The organism is Amycolatopsis sp. AA4 (assembly GCF_002796545.1).
GTDB lineage: Bacteria > Actinomycetota > Actinomycetes > Mycobacteriales > Pseudonocardiaceae > Amycolatopsis.
The window spans coordinates 1,799,651-1,818,784 of record NZ_CP024894.1; the positions used below are offsets into that span (position 1 = coordinate 1,799,651).

10 protein-coding genes and 2 rRNA genes are annotated in these 19,134 nt (G+C 65.8%); 8 read left to right on the top strand and 4 right to left on the bottom strand.

The genetic code is table 11. The features are described from left to right. Position 1 precedes the first annotated feature (1 nt). Positions 2-763, top strand: a complete 762-nt coding sequence (locus tag CU254_RS08635; RefSeq protein WP_009074716.1) for a metallophosphoesterase — start codon at positions 2-4, stop codon at positions 761-763. Here CU254_RS08635 and CU254_RS08640 read toward each other — a convergent pair. The 4 genes from CU254_RS08640 to CU254_RS08655 all read right to left on the bottom strand — a co-directional run bounded on the left by CU254_RS08640 (position 753) and on the right by CU254_RS08655 (position 5,651). Continuing rightward, complete coding sequence (locus CU254_RS08640; RefSeq protein ID WP_037716793.1) at positions 753-2,378, bottom strand: CocE/NonD family hydrolase; 1,626 nt, start codon at positions 2,376-2,378, stop codon at positions 753-755. The two genes, CU254_RS08635 and CU254_RS08640, sit on opposite strands and share 11 nt — an antisense overlap. 218 nt (positions 2,379-2,596) lie before the next feature. After that, positions 2,597-3,541: an asparaginase gene (locus CU254_RS08645; protein ID WP_037716795.1), complete on the bottom strand. Its 945-nt coding sequence runs from the start codon at positions 3,539-3,541 to the stop codon at positions 2,597-2,599. Further along, on the bottom strand, positions 3,541-4,977 hold the full coding sequence (locus CU254_RS08650) for an amino acid permease (protein ID WP_009074722.1): 1,437 nt from the start codon (positions 4,975-4,977) through the stop codon (positions 3,541-3,543). Before CU254_RS08650 ends, CU254_RS08645 begins: the two co-directional genes overlap by 1 nt. Continuing rightward, the gene (locus tag CU254_RS08655; RefSeq protein ID WP_037713009.1) at positions 4,974-5,651 is read right to left on the bottom strand and encodes a FadR/GntR family transcriptional regulator; all 678 of its coding nucleotides are present in this window, start codon (positions 5,649-5,651) and stop codon (positions 4,974-4,976) included. The genes CU254_RS08650 and CU254_RS08655 overlap by 4 nt, the downstream gene beginning before the upstream one ends. Before the next feature lie 394 nt (positions 5,652-6,045). On the opposite strand from CU254_RS08655, the gene dnaE reads away from it, so the two are divergent. The 7 genes from dnaE to CU254_RS08685 all read left to right on the top strand — a co-directional run bounded on the left by dnaE (position 6,046) and on the right by CU254_RS08685 (position 19,050). Beyond that, positions 6,046-9,633, top strand: a complete 3,588-nt coding sequence (gene dnaE, locus CU254_RS08660; RefSeq protein WP_009074725.1) for a DNA polymerase III subunit alpha — start codon at positions 6,046-6,048, stop codon at positions 9,631-9,633. Then, a complete protein-coding gene (locus CU254_RS08665; protein ID WP_009074729.1) occupies positions 9,633-11,102 on the top strand; it encodes an MFS transporter in 1,470 nt (489 codons plus the stop codon). The genes dnaE and CU254_RS08665 overlap by 1 nt, the downstream gene beginning before the upstream one ends. A gap of 476 nt (positions 11,103-11,578) precedes the next feature. After that, the gene (locus CU254_RS43985) at positions 11,579-11,701 is read left to right on the top strand and encodes a MerR family DNA-binding transcriptional regulator (protein ID WP_234392809.1); all 123 of its coding nucleotides are present in this window, start codon (positions 11,579-11,581) and stop codon (positions 11,699-11,701) included. Between the two features lie 63 nt (positions 11,702-11,764). After that, positions 11,765-12,388, top strand: a complete 624-nt coding sequence (locus CU254_RS08670; RefSeq protein ID WP_009074731.1) for a hypothetical protein — start codon at positions 11,765-11,767, stop codon at positions 12,386-12,388. Positions 12,389-12,488: 100 nt separating this feature from the next. After that, on the top strand, positions 12,489-13,679 hold the full coding sequence (locus CU254_RS08675) for a low temperature requirement protein A (RefSeq protein WP_037713010.1): 1,191 nt from the start codon (positions 12,489-12,491) through the stop codon (positions 13,677-13,679). A 435-nt stretch (positions 13,680-14,114) separates the two neighbouring features. Continuing rightward, a 16S ribosomal RNA gene (locus CU254_RS08680) occupies positions 14,115-15,634 on the top strand. Positions 15,635-15,930: 296 nt separating this feature from the next. Beyond that, positions 15,931-19,050: ribosomal RNA gene (locus CU254_RS08685) — 23S ribosomal RNA — on the top strand. Together the 16S and 23S rRNA genes form the textbook arrangement of a ribosomal RNA operon. Positions 19,051-19,134: the final 84 nt, after the last annotated feature.

The following is a 19,134-nucleotide window of genomic DNA, read 5'->3' on the forward strand; positions in this document are numbered from 1 at the left end:
GGTGCGAGTTTTCGCGCATTTGTCCGACATCCACCTCGACGGCAGCGAGCGCGCCGACGCACGGGCCGCGGCGGTGACGCGGTACCTGCGAAACCTCGAAAAACCGGTCGACGCCGTGTTCGCCACCGGCGACCTCGCCGATCACGGCCTCCCCGGGGAATACCGGCGCGCGGCCGAACTGCTGGACCTTCCGGTACCGGTGGTGGTCTGTCCCGGCAATCACGACGTCCGCGCGCCGTTTCGCGAGGCGCTGCTGGGAGAACCGGCCAGCGACGCGCCGGTGAACACCGCGACCAAGGTGGCCGAGGTGCTGCTCGTGTCGTGCGATTCGACGATCCCGGGCAAGGGCGCGGGCTACCTCGCCGACGAAACGCTCGCCTGGCTGGACGAAACGCTCGCCGCACACGACGGTCCCTCGTTCGTCGCGTTCCACCACCCGCCGCTCGATGTCGGGGTGCCGCTGGTGGACGCGATCCGCCAGACCGGCGAAGACCGGCTCGCCGCCGTGCTGAAACGGCATCCGGGCGTGGCGGCGCTGCTGTGCGGACACGTGCACACCGGCGCGGCAACGGAGTTCGCGGGCGTGCCAGTACGGATCGCGCCGGGGGTCGTGTCCGGCTCACTGCTGCCGGTGGAACCCGGCGCGGGCCGCGGCTGGGACGAGGGCGGGCCGCTGGACTTCGTCAGCCCGCCGTCGCTCCTGCTGCACGTGCTGCACGACGACGGCAGGCTGACGACGCATCAGCGCGCGGTCACCGAGTAAAAACCGGCAGCGTGACCCGCGACGGCCGCGTCTCGTCGTGGAACACCTCGAAGCGGTTCGGCGTGCCGCGCACCGCGGACGAAACCCGTTCTCCCGTACCGTGATTGCGCGCGAACCGGGGAAACGCTCCGCCCGCGACCTGCACGCGCAACCGGTGCCCGCGGCGGAAGCGGTACGCGGTCGGGTCGAGTTCCACCTCGGCCCGCACCACTCCGTCGGCATCGGGTTCCGGCGCGCCCGGACGCAGCCGGAGGATGCCGTCGGTGACGTTGCGCGAGATGCCGTTGGGGTCGACGTCGCACAGCCGCACGTACACGTCGGCGTGCGGCAGTTCGGTCCGCACGAACACGGTGGCGGACACGTCGCCGATCACGTCGACGTCGTTCACCAGCGGTTCGCCGGTGAACACCAGCACGTCGTCGCGCGCCTCGACCGCGGAATTGTCGCGCTGCTTGCTCTTCCCCATCAGCAACGGTCCGCCGACGGCCGGGGTCGGGTCCGCCGGGTCGTAGGCGAACGGCGTGGGCCGGGCCTCGCCGGGCACCGTTTCGCCGAGGCCGCCGACCGGCCGCAGGTGCGCGTGCGTGGGCTCGGAAGCGGGCGGCCAGTGGTCGAAATCGAGCCAGGTCGACGCCTTCTGCAGGAAAATCCGCACCGGGGAGCGCTGCAGCTGCGTGCGGTCGCCGGCGAGATGCGCGCGCAGGAAGCCGAGCTGGTCCTGGATCAGCGTGGGGAAGCTGGCCGGTTCGCCGTGCGACCACGGGCCGACGGTGATCCGCGGCGACCGCCCGGCGTCCTGCAGCGTGCGGAAGTCCCGCAGCTGCGCGCGGATGAACAGGTCGTACCAGCCGGTGACCATGCTGACCGGCACCTCGAGCTTCGCGACCTCGGCGCTGTGGTCGGACATCCGCCAGAAGTCGTCGTCCGGCTCCGCGTGCTCGGTGACGTCCTTCAGGAAGCGCACCGGCTTGCCGATCGCCGCCACGTCCGCGCCCGCGATCGGCAGATACGCCATCGCCTTGCGCGTGCGCCGCGTCTGCAGCGGGTTCGGCAGCGCGGCGAACCGCTCCTCCTGCTTCCCGATCAGGGCCGACCAGGACACCATGTTGTCCGCCGCGAGCACCCCGCCCGGATAGAACGTGCTGACGAATTCCGACGCGGTGATGGCGAGGCACATGGCTTCCAGCGGCGGGTCCAGGTACGGGCCGACCGCCCACTGGGTGTGGCCCAGGTAGCTCGCGCCCGCCATCGCGATCCGGCCGTCGCACCAGGGTTGGGCGCGGAGCCATTCGGCGGTGGCGATGCCGTCCTCGCGTTCGGTGTGGAACGGGCGGAATTCGCCTTCGGAGCCGAAGGTGCCCCGGGTGCTTTGGAGGACGGTTTGGAGGCCGTGCCTTGCGAACGTTTCGCCGAACAGCTTGGCGAGGGGGCCGGTGCGCCCGTAGGGGGTGCGGATCAGGACTACCGGGCCGGTGGTCAGGCCGGGCGGGGTGTAGCGGTCGGCCAGGAGGTGGGTGCCGTCGTGCATCGGGACGCGCAGGCCCTTGGCGACGGCGGGAGCGGGGGCTTCGGCGGCGGGGAGACCGAGAAGTCGGTCGACGATTCGGTTCAGCACCTGGTCGAATTTACGCTGGGTGGGCGGCTCGTCGCCTGGCGGCGACATTGCCGTCCTTGGGTTGCGTGGGGCACCCCGAAGTTTGATTGTGCTGACGGGCGGCGGGTCCTTGTCAAGGCGGGAAAGATGCCTTGACAAGGACCCGCCGCCCGCAGGGAGGCTTCGTATCGGGGTTGGGGGAGGGGTGGGTGCCTCGCTGGTTGCGTGTGTCGGTGCGGTCAGGCGGCTAGTGGTTCTGTCACTCGGAGTGCGGGGTTGCTGAACTGGGTCAGCAGGTTCCTGTCGACGCCTGCTCGTGCCAACGCCGCCGCGAGTACCGCTGGCCGAGCCCGGTCGCCGCCGTCCGCGATCTTCAGCGCTACTGCGGTTCCGTTCGGCAATGCGGCGAGCTGGACTGCCTCGAAGCCGTCCTTCGCGATCAGTCCCGGCACGGCTTGCATGAGCCGAGTGACGTCGCGTCGGGTTCCGGCCACCAGGTCCGGGTGCTGCCGGATTCCGTTGGCTACCAACGATTCCGGCGAATCGTCCGGTGCGGTCGCGATCCGTGAAGCAGCCCTCGCCAAGCCCCGCAGGGAGAGTGCGAACAAGGGGGCGCCGCAGCCGTCCGTGGCTACTCGCGGGACCGGTTGTTCGGTCAGATCCTCGACGGTTTCCCGGATCGCGCGCTGCAGCGGGTGTGCTGGATCTAGGTAGCCGTCGGTGTCCCACTGCTGTTCGCGGCAGACGGCCAGCATCGCGGCGTGCTTGCCGGAGCAGTTGTGGGCGAGCTTCGACGGCTTTCGTCCCTCGGCGATCCAGGCGTCCCGTTCGACCGGGTCGTACGGGAGGTCGGCGGGGTTGCCCAGGTCGGCTTCGGTGAAGCCGCGGCTTTCCAGGACGGCGGCTGCTGCTTCGAGATGCCGTGGTTCGCCGGAGTGGCTGGCGGCGGCGATGGCGAAACCGGACGGGTCCAGGCGCAGTCCTAACCGGGCCATCGCGGTGGCTTGCAACGGTTTCGCGGTCGAGCGCGGGTACATCGCGACATCGGGGTCGCCTGCCTCGAACAGGGTCGAACCGTCGGCCGCGAGCACGACGACCGAACCGTGGTGGACGCCTTCGACCATTCCGTCGCGCAGGAGGTGGACCAGCGGGACGTGCCGAGGTTCGCGTTCTTGCGGGGGGATCACGACGCTTCCGCCTTGTCGAACGCGCTCATGTCGATCCGCTTGCGCACGACGAACCAGCCGGCCACCAGTGCGACGATGATCACCGGCAGGGCCAGCAGGGTGATCCGGCCGGTCTTGTCGAAGCCCATCAGCACGACGACCGCGGCGAGGAACGCGAGCGTCGCGATTTCGGTGTAGGGCGAGAACGGCAAGCGGAAATGGGGCCGGGTCACCTCGCCGCGCTTGGCCTTGCGCACGAAGAGCAGGTGGCTGAGCACGATGATCGCCCAGGTGCCGAGGATGCCGACGGCGGCGAAGTTCAGCACGATCTCGAACGCGTCCTTCGGCACCACGTAGTTCAGCCCGACGCCGACCACGCACACCGACGACGTCAGCAGGATCCCGCCGTAGGGCACCTGGTTGCGGTTCATCACGCCGGTGAACTTCGGCGCGGACCCGGCCAGCGACATCGAGCGCAGGATCCGCCCGGTCGAGTACAGCCCCGAGTTGAGGCTCGACAGCGCGGCGGTCAGCACGACCAGGTTCATGATGCTGTCCGCGTAGGGCACGCCCAGTTTCGCCAGCACCGTGACGAACGGGCTTTGGTCCGCGGAATACGCGTTCCACGGCAGCAGCATCGCCAGCAGCACGACCGAACCGACGTAGAACAGCGCGATCCGCCACATGATCGAGTTGATCGCCTTGGGCACGATCTTCTTCGGGTTCTCGGTTTCGCCCGCCGCGACGCCGACCAGCTCGCACGAGGCGTAGGCGAACACGACGCCCTGCACGATCAGGATCATCGGCACGATGCCCGCCGGGAACACGCCGCCGTGGTCGGCGATCAGCTGCGGGCCGGGCACGTGGCCGTCGATCGGATGCTGCGTCACCAGCAGGAAGATGCCGACGAGCAGGAACAGCACCAGCGCGGCGACCTTGACGATCGAGAACCAGAATTCCATCTCGCCGAACAGCTTCACCGACACGAGGTTCAGCGAAAGCACGACCGCCAATGCGATCAGCGCCAGCACCCACTGCGGGATCGGCGTGAAGAACGACCAGAAGTGCGCGTACAGCGCGATCGCGGTGATGTCCGCGATACCGGTCGTCGACCAGTTGAGGAAGTGCATCCAGCCCGCGACGTACGCGCCCTTCTCGCCCATGAACTCGCGCGCGTAGGAGACGAACGCGCCGGACGACGGGCGGTGCAGGATCAGTTCGCCGAGCGAGCGCACCACGAAGAACGCGAAAAGCCCGCACACCGCGTACACGATCGCGAGCGCCGGGCCTGCCTGCGCGAGCCGTCCGCCGGCACCGAGGAACAGTCCGGTGCCGATCGCGCCGCCGATGGCGATCATGTTGATGTGCCGGGATTTCAGTGCCTTGCGGTATCCGGCGTCGCCCGCGTCGGCGGGGCCCGCCTCGGCAGGCGCGGGCAGGGTTTCTTCAGTCACGCGGTGGTACCTGTTTCTGCTTCGCCGGCGCGCGCCGGCCGTACGATCGTGGTCAGGGTCTTCTCGACGTGGTCGAGATGCTCGGTCATCGCGGCCGCCGCCGCGTCTTCTTCGCCTTCGGCGATCGCCGTGACGATGCGCCGGTGCTCGACGTTGGACTGCGTCCGCCGTCCGCCGAGCTGGTTCAGGAAGGCGGACTGGCGGGCCAGCGCGTCGCGGATCTCTTCGATCACCTTCGCGAACACCGGATTGCCTGATGCCCGTGCGATCGTGACGTGAAACTGTGAGTCGAGCGCCACCCACGCGGCGTCCCCGGTCTCGGCGTCCATCCGGTCGACCAGATCGCGCAGCAGGGCGAGCTGGTCCGCGTCGCGGCGGCGCGCGGCGAACGCGGCCACCGGGACCTCGACGTGCCGGCGCACCTCGACCAGGTCGCGGGCCGAGTAGTCCCCGAACGTAGGGTTCTCCGGCGGGCCGCTCGCGGTGACGAACGTGCCCCGGCCGGTGCGCGAGACGGTCAGCCCGAGCGCCTGCAGCCCGCGCAGCGCCTCGCGCACGACCGAGCGGCTGACCTCGAACTCCCTGCTCAGCGCGGCCTCCGACGGCAGCTGGTCGCCGATCGCGTACTCGCCGTGCTCGATCGCCTGCCGCAGGTGGCCGAGGACGGCTTCCATCGCGCTGACGCGCCGGGGAAGCGGTCCGGCTGCCCGGCTGTCAGACAGGTTCACGCGACGGATCGTCGGTTCCGGCCCGGCCGCTGTCAAGCGATGCCATGGCCCCTTGCTCGGCAGTTGTGGGCTGGTTCACGCTCCTGGGTGACTTCGCGCGGACCCCGCTTCCGGCGGCCCCGGTTTTGTCGGTGCCGGGTGCGACCGTGTCCGGGTACTTGAGGGGCGCACCGGCGATCACCACGCCGAACGCGTCCCGGCGCGTCGCGGGCGCGCTCGGCCTTCGGAAGAGAGAGGATCCAGACGGAACGGCCGGACCGCGGCGGACTAGGGTGGACTGCCCGGGCCCGCCGCGTCGACCGGAGCCGGGAAGCCGTCTGCCTAGGGGAGGTTTTCGCTGGTGTCGAACGATTCTTTCGTCCACCTGCACGTCCACACCGAGTACTCCATGCTGGACGGTGCGGCGAAGATCGGCCCGTTGTTCGCGGAGGCGGCCCGGTTGGGGATGCCCGCGGTGGGGATGACTGATCACGGGAACATGTACGGCGGGGACGAGTTTTTCCAGACGTCGAAGAAGCACGGGATCAAGCCGATCATCGGGATCGAGGCGTACGTCGCGCCGGAAAGCCGGTTTCACAAGAAGCCGGTGTTCTGGGGGCAGGCGTCGCAGCGGGGGTCGGACGAGTTCGGCGAGGGCGGGGACGTTTCGGGCGGCGGTGCGTACACGCACATGACGATGGTCGCGGGGAACGCGACGGGGTTGCGGAATCTGTTCAAGCTGTCGTCGCTGGCGTCGATCCAGGGCTATTACCGGAAGCCGCGGATGGACCGGGAGCTGATCGCGGAGAACGCGGAGGGGATCATCGCGACGACGGGGTGTCCGTCGGGCGAGGTGCAGACGCGCCTGCGGCTGGGGCAGCGGGAGGCGGCGATCCAGGCGGCCTCGGATTACAAGGACATTTTCGGCGCGGGGAATTTCTATCTGGAGCTGATGGACCACGGGCTGCCGATCGAGCGGTCGGTGCGGGAGGGTCTGCTGGAGATCGGGAAGCTGCTGGACCTGCCGCCGCTGGCCACCAACGATTCGCATTACGTGACGAAGGACCAGGCGGACACGCACTCGGCGCTGCTGTGCGTGCAGGCGGGGAAGACGCTGAACGACCCGACCCGGTTCAAGTTCGACGGGGACGGTTATTTCCTGAAGTCGGCGCAGGAGATGCGGGAGTACTGGGACAAGGAGGTCCCGGGCGCGGCGGACAACACGCTGCTGATCGCCGAGCGGGTCGAGTCGTATGAGGACGTGTACGCGCACAAGGACCGGATGCCGGTCTTCGACGTCCCCGAGGGCCACACCGAAGCCACCTGGCTGCGGCACCAGGTCGCCGAGGGCCTCAAATGGCGGTTCCCCGACGGCATCCCGGACGGCTACGAGGAACGCTGCGACTACGAACTCAACGTCATCGAGGGGAAGGGCTTCCCGGCCTACTTCCTCATCGTCGCCGACCTGATCCAGCACGCGCGGGAGGTCGGCATCCTGGTCGGCCCCGGCCGAGGTTCCGCGGCGGGCGCGCTCGTCGCGTACGCGCTCGGCATCACGAACCTCGACCCGATCCCGCAGAAGCTGCTGTTCGAGCGGTTCCTGAACCCGGAGCGCATGTCGATGCCCGATATCGACATCGACTTCGACGACCGCCGCCGCGGCGAGATGATCCGGTACGCCACCGACAAGTACGGCGCGGACCGGGTCGCGCAGGTGATCACCTTCGGCACGATCAAGACCAAGGCGGCGATCAAGGACTCCGCCCGCGTGCACTTCGGCCAGCCGGGCTACTCGATCGCGGACAAGATCTCGAAGGCGCTGCCGCCGCCGATCATGGCCAAGGACATCCCGCTGTCGGGCATCGTCGACTCGAAGCACGAGCGCTACGCCGAAGCGGCCGAGGTGCGCACGCTGGTCGAGACCGACGAGGAGTGCAAGACGATCTTCGAGACCGCCCGCGGCCTCGAAGGCCTGATCCGCAACGCCGGCGTGCACGCCTGCGCGGTGATCATGTCGAGCGAGCCGCTCACCGACGCGATCCCGGTGTGGCAGCGCGACGACGGTTCGATCATCACCGGCTGGGACTATCCGTCGTGCGAGGCCATCGGCCTGCTGAAGATGGACTTCCTCGGCCTGCGGAACCTGACCGTCATCGGCGACGCGCTGGAGAACATCAAGGCCAACCGCGGCGAGGAGATCGACCTCGACCGGCTCGGCTTCGACGACCCCGAGGCGTACAAGCTCCTCGGCCGGGGCGACACGCTCGGCGTGTTCCAGCTCGACGGCGGCGCGATGCGCGACCTGCTGCGGCGCATGCTGCCGACCGGGTTCGAGGACATCATCGCGGTGCTCGCGCTGTACCGGCCCGGCCCGATGGGCATGAACGCGCACAACGACTACGCCGACCGCAAGAACAACCGGCAGCAGATCAAGCCGATCCACCCGCAGCTGGAGGAACCGCTGCGGGAGATCCTGTCCGAGACCTACGGCCTGATCGTCTACCAAGAGCAGATCATGCAGATCGCCCAGAAGGTCGCGGGCTACACGATGGGCCGAGCGGACACGCTCCGCCGCGCGATGGGCAAGAAGAAGAAGGAAGTCCTTGAGAAGGAGTACGAGGGCTTCGAAGAGGGCATGAAGTCCAGCCCGCTGGTCGAGGGCGGTTTCTCGCCCGAAGCGGTCAAGGCGCTGTGGGACACGATTCTCCCGTTCGCCGGGTACGCGTTCAACAAGTCGCACGCCGCCGCGTACGGCCTGATCGCGTACTGGACCGCCTACCTCAAGGCGAACTACACCGCGGAGTACATGGCCGCGCTGCTCACGTCGGTCGGCGACAACAAGGACAAGTCGGCGATCTATCTGTCGGAGTGCCGCCGGCTGGGGATCAAGGTGCTGCCGCCGGACGTGAACGAGTCGGCGCTGCGGTTCGCGGCCGTCGGGAACGACATCCGCTTCGGTCTGGGCGCGGTGCGCAACGTGGGCGCGAACGTGGTGGAGTCGATCATCAAGACGCGCGAGGAGAAGGGCAAGTACTCCTCGTTCACCGATTTCCTGGACAAATCGGAGCTGGTGGCCTGCAACAAGCGGGTGATCGAATCGCTGATCAAGGCGGGCGCGTTCGACTCCATGGGCCACACCCGGCTGTCGATGATCCAGGTGCACGAGGACGCGGTGGAAGCCGTCGTGCCGCTCAAGCGCCAGGAAGCGATGGGCCAGTTCGACCTCTTCGGGTCGTTCGGCGGCGGCGACGACGCGGCCGAGGCGGCACCGTCCTCCTCGCCGCTCGCGCACCTCAAGTTCGGCGAGGAGGAGTACCCGCGCAAGCAGCTCCTCGCCTACGAACGCGAGATGCTGGGCCTGTACGTGTCGGCGCATCCGCTCGACGGGGCTGAGCGCATCCTGCGCAAACACGCGCCGAAGCCGATCGCCGCGCTGCTCGCCGACCCGCCGAAGGAGGGCGAGGTCGTCATTTCCGGCCTGCTCACCTCGCTCGAACGCCGGGTCAACAAAAAGGGCGAGCCGTGGGCGATCTGCACGGTCGAGGACATGGACGCCGCGATCGAGGTGCTGTTCTTCGCCAAGGCGTACTCGATGTTCGCCGCGGACCTGGTCGAGGACAACGCGGTGCTGGTGAAGGGCCGGGTCAACTGGCGCGAGGACAAGATGTCGGTGTTCGGCGGCGGGCTCGTGCCGCTGGACCTCTCCGAGATCGGCAACGGCGACGAGGAACCGCCGCTGGTGCTGCTGGCCGCCGCCGAGAAGATCGACCAGGCCGTGGTCAGCGAGCTGAAGTCGACGCTGCTGGCGCACAAGGGCGATACGCCGGTGCACCTCAAGCTCGTCGGCAAGAACCAGACGGTCTTCGCGCTTTACGATTACCCGGTGAAGGTCAGTTCGATGCTCATCGGTGAGCTCAAGGGCATCCCTGGGATCACCGCCAACACCTGATGACCGGGGCGGAGCCGGATCCCCGCCGGTGGCGGGCGCTCGCGGTCACCCTCACCGCCGGGTTCATGACGCTGCTGGACGTCAGCATCGTCAACACGGCTCTGCCCTCGATCCAGCGCGACCTGAAGACCGGCGCGGGCACCATCCAGTGGGTGGTCTCGGGCTACGCGCTCGCGTTCGGCCTGGTCCTGGTCACCGGCGGCAGGCTCGGCGACGCGCTGGGCCGCCGGCGGATGTTCCTGATCGCGCTGGCCGCGTTCGTGGCGACGAGCGCGCTCGCCGGCGCGGCCCCCGACCCGGCGACGCTTGTCGCCGCCCGGCTCGCCCAGGGCTGTGCCGCGGGCATGCTGACGCCGCAGAACAGCGGCCTGATCCAGGACCTGTTCCGCGGTGCCGAACGCGGCCGGGCGTTCGGCATGTTCGGCGCGGTCGTCGGCGTCTCCACCGCGGTCGGGCCGGTGCTCGGCGGCGTGATCCTCGCGCTGTTCGGCGACCCGGACGGCTGGCGGTGGGTGTTCTACGTGAACGTGCCGATCGGCGCGATCGCGTTCGGCCTCGCGCTGAAGCTGCTGCCCCGCGCGGACGGGCGGAAACTCCGGCTGCGCACGGAAATCGACTTCGCCGGGATCGTGCTGCTCGCCGTCGCGGTGCTCGGCGTGCTGCTGCCGCTCGTGCAATCGGAACGGGGCGGGCTCGGCCGGTACTGGTGGCTGTTCGGGGTCGCGATCGTCTTCGGCGCGGCCTTCGTGTGGTGGGAACGGCGGGTCACGCGAAGGAACCGGCCGCCGCTGCTGGACATCCGGCTCTTCACCGGCACGCCGGGCTACGCGAGCGGCGCGGCGGTCGGGGCGCTGTACTTCTGCGGGTTCGCCGGGATCTGGCTGGTGTTCGCGCTGTTCTTCCAGCAGGGCCTCGGATACACGCCGCTGCAGTCGGGGCTGGCGGTCACGCCGTTCGCGCTGAGTTCGGCGGTGACGGCGGCTGTCGCCGGACGTCTGGTGGCCCGATTCGGCCGCAAGCTGACCGTCATGGGCCTGAGCATCGTCGCGGTCTCGCTGCTGTCGGTGGGGTTGGTCGTGCAATGGGCGCCGCCGTCGGCCGCGGGATTCGCGGTGGCCGGTCCGTTGCTGATCGGAGGAATCGGCGGCGGGATGGTGATCTCGCCGAACACGACGCTCACGCTCGAATGCGTGCCGAACCGGCTGGCCGGCGTCGCCGGGGGAGCGCTGCAGACCGGCCAGCGGATCGGCACCGCGATCGGCACGGCCGTGCTGGCTTCGGTCTTCGAATCGGTGGTCGCGACGTCCGGGCACCAGACCGCGCTCACCGCCGCGATGTGCTGCGCGGCAGGGCTCACGCTGGTCGCGCTGGCTTTCGCGACCCTCGAACTTCGCGCCCGCCGACGGCGTGCCATCCTGTCGGAGGACCAGGAAGCCGCGCAGTCGGCCGCGAATATTCACCGAACGTGACCACGCAACGCTGATCCTCCCTATTCGGTGAGCTACTTACCGCCACCAGGTGATACTCCATCCGAGTGACAGGTGACCTTCGGCCCTAGTGCTACTCAGAGCAACCGAGTAGACCTTATGGAGCCTTCAGAACGACACTTTGGCTACCTACAGTGGCAATTCGTTCGATCGACCGGGGATGGGTCGATCGGCCGAGCGGCCTGGGAGTCCGAAGTTCCGGGGAATGGACACCCGGAGTCGCTTCCCGGTACGAAATTCGTCGGCGTCCGCGGGGGACCGTACGGCGAATCGCCGGGACACTGCCCGGAGTGGCCGGCCGAGTGCGCGCGAAGGCAACGGGGCGGGCCCGGGCGAGGGGGAACCGGGCCCGCCCGCCCTTCTCCTTCCCGGCCGACGCGCCCGTCTGGTCCGCGCCGCTTGACCTTCCCCTCGGGACCGGCCCCACGCTCGGAGTTGTTCCGAACGAGGGAGAACCCATGACGGACCTGCTGACCATCGGCGCGTTCGCGCGCCTGGCCCGCCTTTCGCCCAAAGCGCTGCGGCTGTACGACGAGATGAACCTGCTGCCGCCCGCCCGCGTCGACCCGGACACCGGCTAGCGCTGGTACTCGCCGGACCAGCTCGACCGGGCGCGCCGCGTCGTCCAGCTGCGCCGGATCGAAATGCCGCTGCCGCGGATCCGGACCGTCCTCGACCTGCCGCCGGAAGCCGCGGCGGCCGAGGTCCGCGCGTACTGGGACGAGCAGGAGCGGGAGTGGCGTGCGAAGCGGGAACTCGCCGGGTTCTTCCTCGACCAGCTGGCCGGGAAGGAAACCCCGATGTACGACGTGTCCGTTCGCGAAATGCCCGCCCGCACGCTGCTCGCCGTCTCCGAGCACCTGACCGCCGACCGGATCGGCGAGTTCGCCGCCCCGCTGTTCGCGTTCTTCGGCGGACCGGCAGTCCCGCGCCCGGAAGGCGCCGCCGGCCGGCCGTTCCTGCGCTACCACGGCGAAATCAGCAACGACAGCGACGGCCTGGTCGAATTCTGCTGTCCGATCGACCCCGAAAGCGGCGAAATCGCGTTCCCGGAGATGACGCGTGTCGCCGACGACGCCGGACGCGAGGCTTACGTCACCGTGCCGAAGGCGAACATGCTGACCGCGCTCGGCGCCGAATCGCTGCACCGCTGGCTCACCGATCGCGACCTGCACGCGGAGTGGCAGCCCCGGCAGATCTTCCTGTGCGATCCCGGGCAGGCCGACCTCGACGATCCGGTCTTCGAACTGGCGGTCCGGCTGCGCTGAGACGTCCGGTTCACCCGGTTCCGGGCGCTCGGGATGTCGCGCTCGCGCGATGCCGTCGATCATGTTGGGATGGCCGCGTTCCGCGGAAAGGGGAGCGCACATGGCTCACGAGTCGTTGCCGGGCAACCGGATCCGGGTGTGGTACCGGCCGATGCGACCACGCGACAGCGGCGAAGGACATCGCGTCTCGACGCCGCTGGAGCTGCTGTTCGACCTGTGTTTCGTGGTCGCCGTCGGCCAGGCCGCCGCCCAGCTGCACCACGCGCTGTCCGAAGGCCACGTCGGGCACGGGGTGCTCAGCTTCGCGATGGTGTTCTTCGCGATCTGGTGGGGCTGGCTGAACTTCAGCTGGTTCGCGTCGGCGTTCGACACCGACGACGTGCCCTACCGGCTGGCCACCCTCGTCCAGATCGCCGGCGGCCTGACCGTCGCGGCCGGAGTGGACAAAGCCTTCGAGGGCGACTTCGCGATCGTGGTCGTCGGATACGTCCTGATGCGCCTGGCCGCGGTCACGCAGTGGCTCCGCGCGGCACGGCAAGCACCGGAAACTCGCACGACCGCGTACTTCTACGCGGCCGGCATCACGGTCTGCCAGATCCTGTGGATCGTCCGGCTCGCGCTGCCCGGCGCCTCGGGGCTGATCGGGTTCTTCGTGCTGGTCGTCCTGGAACTCGCGGTGCCGGTGCTGGCGGAGCGGCAGTCGGGCACCGCGTGGCACCCGCACCACATCGCCGAGCGGTACGGGCTTTTCACGCTGATCGTGCTCGGCGAGACCGTGCTCAGCGCCACCAACGCGGTGAAGGAGGGGATCGCGGAGGGCGAGCACACCGGGGAGCTGGTGTCGCTCGCCGCCGCGGGCCTGGTCCTGGTGTTCTCGATGTGGTGGCTGTACTTCGACCAGCCCGGGCACGTCCGGCTCGAACGCGGCAACTCGCTGCGGACCGCGCTGAGCTGGGGATACGGGCACTACCTGATTTTCGCTTCCGCGGCGGCCGTCGGCGCCGGGCTGGAGCTGGCGGTCGGCTTCGACGCCGGGCAGGTGCACGTCAGCGGCGTTGTGACCGCGCTGGCCGTGACGATCCCGGTCGCGCTCTTCCTGCTGAGCGTGTGGCTGCTGCACATCGGCCCGACGAACGAATGCCGCCCGATCGCGATCGGCTTCCCGGCGGCCGCGGTGCTCGTGCTCGCCGCGTCGTTCGGCCCGGCGCCGATCCACGTGACGGCCGTCCTCGCGGCGATCCTCGTGGGGGTCACGGTGATCGCGACGCACGGGGAGCGGGAGCCGGGCTGACCGCCGTTCGTGCCGAGCCGCCGGATCGACGCAGGTCAGGGGCTTGGCGCGAAAAAAGGGACCCCCCTGTTCGAGGGCTGTTTCGGGGCGTGTAATGTTCTCTTCGTCGCCAGGGAGACCGGGCGGCCGCCGGGGCCACGAACCAAGCTCCCACAGTAGTGGTAGAGTGGGTGGTCCCAAAACCTCCGGAGCTGAACCAGCCCCCGACGAAGCCTTGAGCTTCAGAGGGTGTAGAGTTGGACTCCGGAAAAACAAAAGCTTGAAATAACGCATCGAGCTTGGCCTGGTTGATTCCGGGGCTGGTTCGGGGTGTGTTGCTTGAGAACTCAACAGTGTGCTAGTGAACTAAGCCAGTAGAGCTTATATGAAACCCCCTCGTCGGGGTTTCCTTTGAGAATGATTGATTGAGAGTAGTCTCGATCGAACTTGAAGACATTGTTGGAGAGTTTGATCCTGGCTCAGGACGAACGCTGGCGGCGTGCTTAACACATGCAAGTCGAACGCTGAACCGGTTTCGGCCGGGGATGAGTGGCGAACGGGTGAGTAACACGTGGGTAATCTGCCCTGTACTCTGGGATAAGCCTGGGAAACTGGGTCTAATACCGGATACGACCACTACAGGCATCTGTGGTGGTGGAAAGTTCCGGCGGTATGGGATGAACCCGCGGCCTATCAGCTTGTTGGTGGGGTAATGGCCTACCAAGGCGACGACGGGTAGCCGGCCTGAGAGGGTGACCGGCCACACTGGGACTGAGACACGGCCCAGACTCCTACGGGAGGCAGCAGTGGGGAATATTGCACAATGGGCGCAAGCCTGATGCAGCGACGCCGCGTGAGGGATGACGGCCTTCGGGTTGTAAACCTCTTTCGCCAGGGACGAAGCGCAAGTGACGGTACCTGGATAAGAAGCACCGGCTAACTACGTGCCAGCAGCCGCGGTAATACGTAGGGTGCGAGCGTTGTCCGGAATTATTGGGCGTAAAGAGCTCGTAGGCGGTTTGTCGCGTCGGCCGTGAAATCTCCACGCTTAACGTGGAGCGTGCGGTCGATACGGGCAGACTTGAGTTCGGCAGGGGAGACTGGAATTCCTGGTGTAGCGGTGAAATGCGCAGATATCAGGAGGAACACCGGTGGCGAAGGCGGGTCTCTGGGCCGATACTGACGCTGAGGAGCGAAAGCGTGGGGAGCGAACAGGATTAGATACCCTGGTAGTCCACGCTGTAAACGTTGGGCGCTAGGTGTGGGCGACATTCCACGTTGTCCGTGCCGTAGCTAACGCATTAAGCGCCCCGCCTGGGGAGTACGGCCGCAAGGCTAAAACTCAAAGGAATTGACGGGGGCCCGCACAAGCGGCGGAGCATGTGGATTAATTCGATGCAACGCGAAGAACCTTACCTGGGCTTGACATGCGCCAGACATCCCCAGAGATGGGGCTTCCCTTGTGGTTGGTGTACAGGTGGTGCATGGCTGTCGTCAGCTCGTGTCGTGAGATGTTGGGTTAAGTCCCGCAACGAGCGCAACCCTTATCCTACGTTGCCAGCGCGTCATGGCGGGGACTCGTGGGAGACTGCCGGGGTCAACTCGGAGGAAGGTGGGGATGACGTCAAGTCATCATGCCCCTTATGTCCAGGGCTTCACACATGCTACAATGGCTGGTACAGAGGGCTGCGATACCGCGAGGTGGAGCGAATCCCTTAAAGCCGGTCTCAGTTCGGATCGCAGTCTGCAACTCGACTGCGTGAAGTCGGAGTCGCTAGTAATCGCAGATCAGCAACGCTGCGGTGAATACGTTCCCGGGCCTTGTACACACCGCCCGTCACGTCATGAAAGTCGGTAACACCCGAAGCCCATGGCCCAACCCGCAAGGGAGGGAGTGGTCGAAGGTGGGACTGGCGATTGGGACGAAGTCGTAACAAGGTAGCCGTACCGGAAGGTGCGGCTGGATCACCTCCTTTCTAAGGAGCACAACACATCCATGCTCCCGGGATACCCGGAACCAGGGCATGGGGTGGGCACGGTTTAACACCCGCACGCGGTGTTGCCGGGCTTGCTCAAGGAATTGTGGAACTACTGGTTATGGTCGCTTCTGGCAGGCGATGCCTTGTCTAGTACAGGTCCTTCGGGGCTGCGGAACGGCGAGGCGGAGTCTGGGGGAGCGATTGTTTGCTGGCACGCTGTTGGGTCCTGAGGCAACACACGTTGTTTCTGGTGTGGTGTTTGAGAACTGTAGAGTGGATGCGAGCATCTTTGTGGTCAAGTTGTTAAGGGCACATGGTGGATGTCTTGGCTTCAGGAGCCGATGAAGGACGTGGGAGGCTGCGATATGCCTCGGGGAGCTGTCAACCGAGCTGTGATCCGAGGATTTCCGAATGGGGAAACCCAGCACCAGTGATGTGGTGTTACCCGCCGGTGAATATATAGCCGGTGTGGAGGGAACGCGGGGAAGTGAAACATCTCAGTACCCGCAGGAAGAGAAAACAAAAGTGATTCCGTGAGTAGTGGCGAGCGAAAGCGGAAGAGGCTAAACCGATTGCATGTGATACCTGTCAGGGGTTGTGTGGTCGGGGTTGTGGGACCTGTCTTCTCAGAGCTGACACTCTGGGCGTGATGCGGCATGGTTAGCGGAACCGCTTGGGACGGCGGGCCGGAGCGGGTGAGAGCCCCGTACGCGAAAACTGTGTTTGTGTTGTGTGGCGGTGTTCCCGAGTAGCAGCGAGCTCGTGGAATTTGCTGTGAATCTGCCGGGACCACCCGGTAAGCCTAAATACTTCCTGGAGACCGATAGCGGACGAGTACCGTGAGGGAAAGATGAAAAGTACCCCGGGAGGGGAGTGAAAGAGTACCTGAAACCGTGTGCCTACAAGCCGTCAGAGCGTTTCGACGTGATGGCGTGCCTTTTGAAGAATGAGCCTGCGAGTTAGTGCTGCGTGGCGAGGTTAACCCGGGTGGGGTAGCCGTAGCGAAAGCGAGTCTGAATAGGGCGATTGAGTCGCGTGGTCTAGACCCGAAGCGGAGTGATCTACCCATGGCCAGGGTGAAGCGACGGTAAGACGTCGTGGAGGCCCGAACCCACTTAGGTTGAAAACTGAGGGGATGAGCTGTGGGTAGGGGTGAAAGGCCAATCAAACTCCGTGATAGCTGGTTCTCCCCGAAATGCATTTAGGTGCAGCGTCGCGTGTTTCTTGCCGGGGGTAGAGCTACTGGATGGTCTAGGGGCCTTACCGGGTTACCGAAATCAACCAAACTCCGAATACCGGTTAGTGAGAGCGCGGCAGTGAGACGGCGGGGGATAAGCTTCGTCGTCGAGAGGGAAACAGCCCAGAACACCAGCTAAGGCCCCTAAGTGTGTGCTCAGTGGGAAAGGATGTGGGATTGCCCAGACAACCAGGAGGTTGGCTTAGAAGCAGCCACCCTTGAAAGAGTGCGTAATAGCTCACTGGTCAAGTGGTCCTGCGCCGACAATGTAGCGGGGCTTAAGCACACCGCCGAAGCTGTGTCATTCACACAATACATCCGCAAGAGCTTTCGGGTTCTTGTGCAGTGGTGTGGATGGGTAGGGGAGCGTCCTGCATCCAGGGAAGCCGCGGCGGAAGCTAGCGGTGGAGGGTGCGGGAGTGAGAATGCAGGCATGAGTAGCGAATGCAGAGTGAGAAACTCTGCCGCCGGATGACCAAGGGTTCCTGGGCCAGGCTAATCCGCCCAGGGTAAGTCGGGACCTAAGGCGAGGCCGACAGGCGTAGTCGATGGACAACGGGTTGATATTCCCGTACCCGAGCATGTGCGCCCATGGCGAGGCGGTTGACACTAACCACCCGAAGCCACTCGTGAAGCCTTCGGGCGGATCGGGTGTGTGGAGCGTGGGACCTGATTCCGTAGTAGTCAAGCGATGGGGTGACGCAGGAAGGTAGCTCCGCCAGGCGATGGTTGTCCTGGTGTAAGCGTGTAGGAGGAACAGTAGGCAAATCCGCTGTTCACATACTCTGAGACGTGATGCGTAGCCGTGTGAGGCGAAGTGGGTGATCCTATGCTGTCGAGAAAAGCCTCTAGTGAGTGCATGCACGGCCCGTACCCCAAACCAACACAGGTGGTCAGGTAGAGAATACCAAGGCGATCGGGTGAACTGTGGTTAAGGAACTCGGCAAAATGCCCCCGTAACTTCGGGAGAAGGGGGGCCAAACACCTTGAAGCTTCATGCAAGTGGAGGGGTGGTTGGCCGCAGAGACCAGCGGAAAGCGACTGTTTACTAAAAACACAGGTCCATGCGAAGTCGCAAGACGATGTATATGGACTGACGCCTGCCCGGTGCTGGAACGTTAAGAGGACCGGTTAACTCACTTTGTGGGTGAAGCTGAGAATTTAAGCGCCAGTAAACGGCGGTGGTAACTATAACCATCCTAAGGTAGCGAAATTCCTTGTCGGGTAAGTTCCGACCTGCACGAATGGCGTAACGACTTTCCGGCTGTCTCGACCACAGGCCCGGCGAAATTGCATTACGAGTAAAGATGCTCGTTACGCGCGGCAGGACGGAAAGACCCCGGGACCTTTACTATAGTTTGGTATTGGTTTTCGGTTCGGCTTGTGTAGGATAGGTGGGAGACTGTGAAGCGCTCACGCTAGTGGGTGTGGAGTCGTTGTTGAAATACCACTCTGGTCGGATTGGGAATCTGAACCTCGGACCATGATCTGGTTCAGGGACAGTGCCTGATGGGTAGTTTAACTGGGGCGGTTGCCTCCTAAAGGGTAACGGAGGCGCCCAAAGGTTCCCTCAGCCTGGTTGGCAATCAGGTGTCGAGTGCAAGTGCACAAGGGAGCTTGACTGTGAGACAGACATGTCGAGCAGGGACGAAAGTCGGGACTAGTGATCCGGCACCTCCTGGTGGAAGGGGTGTCGCTCAACGGATAAAAGGTACCCCGGGGATAACAGGCTGATCTTGCCCAAGAGTCCATATCGACGGCATGGTTTGGCACCTCGATGTCGGCTCGTCGCATCCTGGGGCCGGAGTAGGTCCCAAGGGTTGGGCTGTTCGCCCATTAAAGCGGCACGCGAGCTGGGTTTAGAACGTCGTGAGACAGTTCGGTCCCTATCCGCCGCGCGCGCAGGATACTTGAGGAAGGCTGTCCCTAGTACGAGAGGACCGGGACGGACGGACCTCTGGTGTGCCAGTTGTCACGCCAGTGGCATGGCTGGTTGGCTATGTTCGGAAGGGATAACCGCTGAAGGCATCTAAGCGGGAAGCCTGTTCCAAGATGAGGTATCCCACCCTATGTGGGTTAAGGCCCCCAAGAGACGATTGGGTTGATAGGCCAGAAATGGAAGCACAGTAATGTGTTGTCGAGTTGACTGGTACTAATAGGCCGAGGACTTGCCCACAAAGATCGCTCGCATCCACTCTACGGTTCTGAAACACCACACCGGCTGTCACGACAGTGACAGGTGTGTGTTGTTTCGGAGTGT

Coding starts and splice junctions, on each gene's coding strand:
- CU254_RS08655 (WP_037713009.1), bottom strand. CDS start 5,651: ATGGAAGCCGTCCTCGGCCACCTGCGGCAGGCGATCGAGCACGGCGAG.
- CU254_RS08665 (WP_009074729.1), top strand. CDS start 9,633: ATGACCGGGGCGGAGCCGGATCCCCGCCGGTGGCGGGCGCTCGCGGTC.
- CU254_RS43985 (WP_234392809.1), top strand. CDS start 11,579: ATGACGGACCTGCTGACCATCGGCGCGTTCGCGCGCCTGGCCCGCCTT.
- CU254_RS08670 (WP_009074731.1), top strand. CDS start 11,765: ATGCCGCTGCCGCGGATCCGGACCGTCCTCGACCTGCCGCCGGAAGCC.
- CU254_RS08675 (WP_037713010.1), top strand. CDS start 12,489: ATGGCTCACGAGTCGTTGCCGGGCAACCGGATCCGGGTGTGGTACCGG.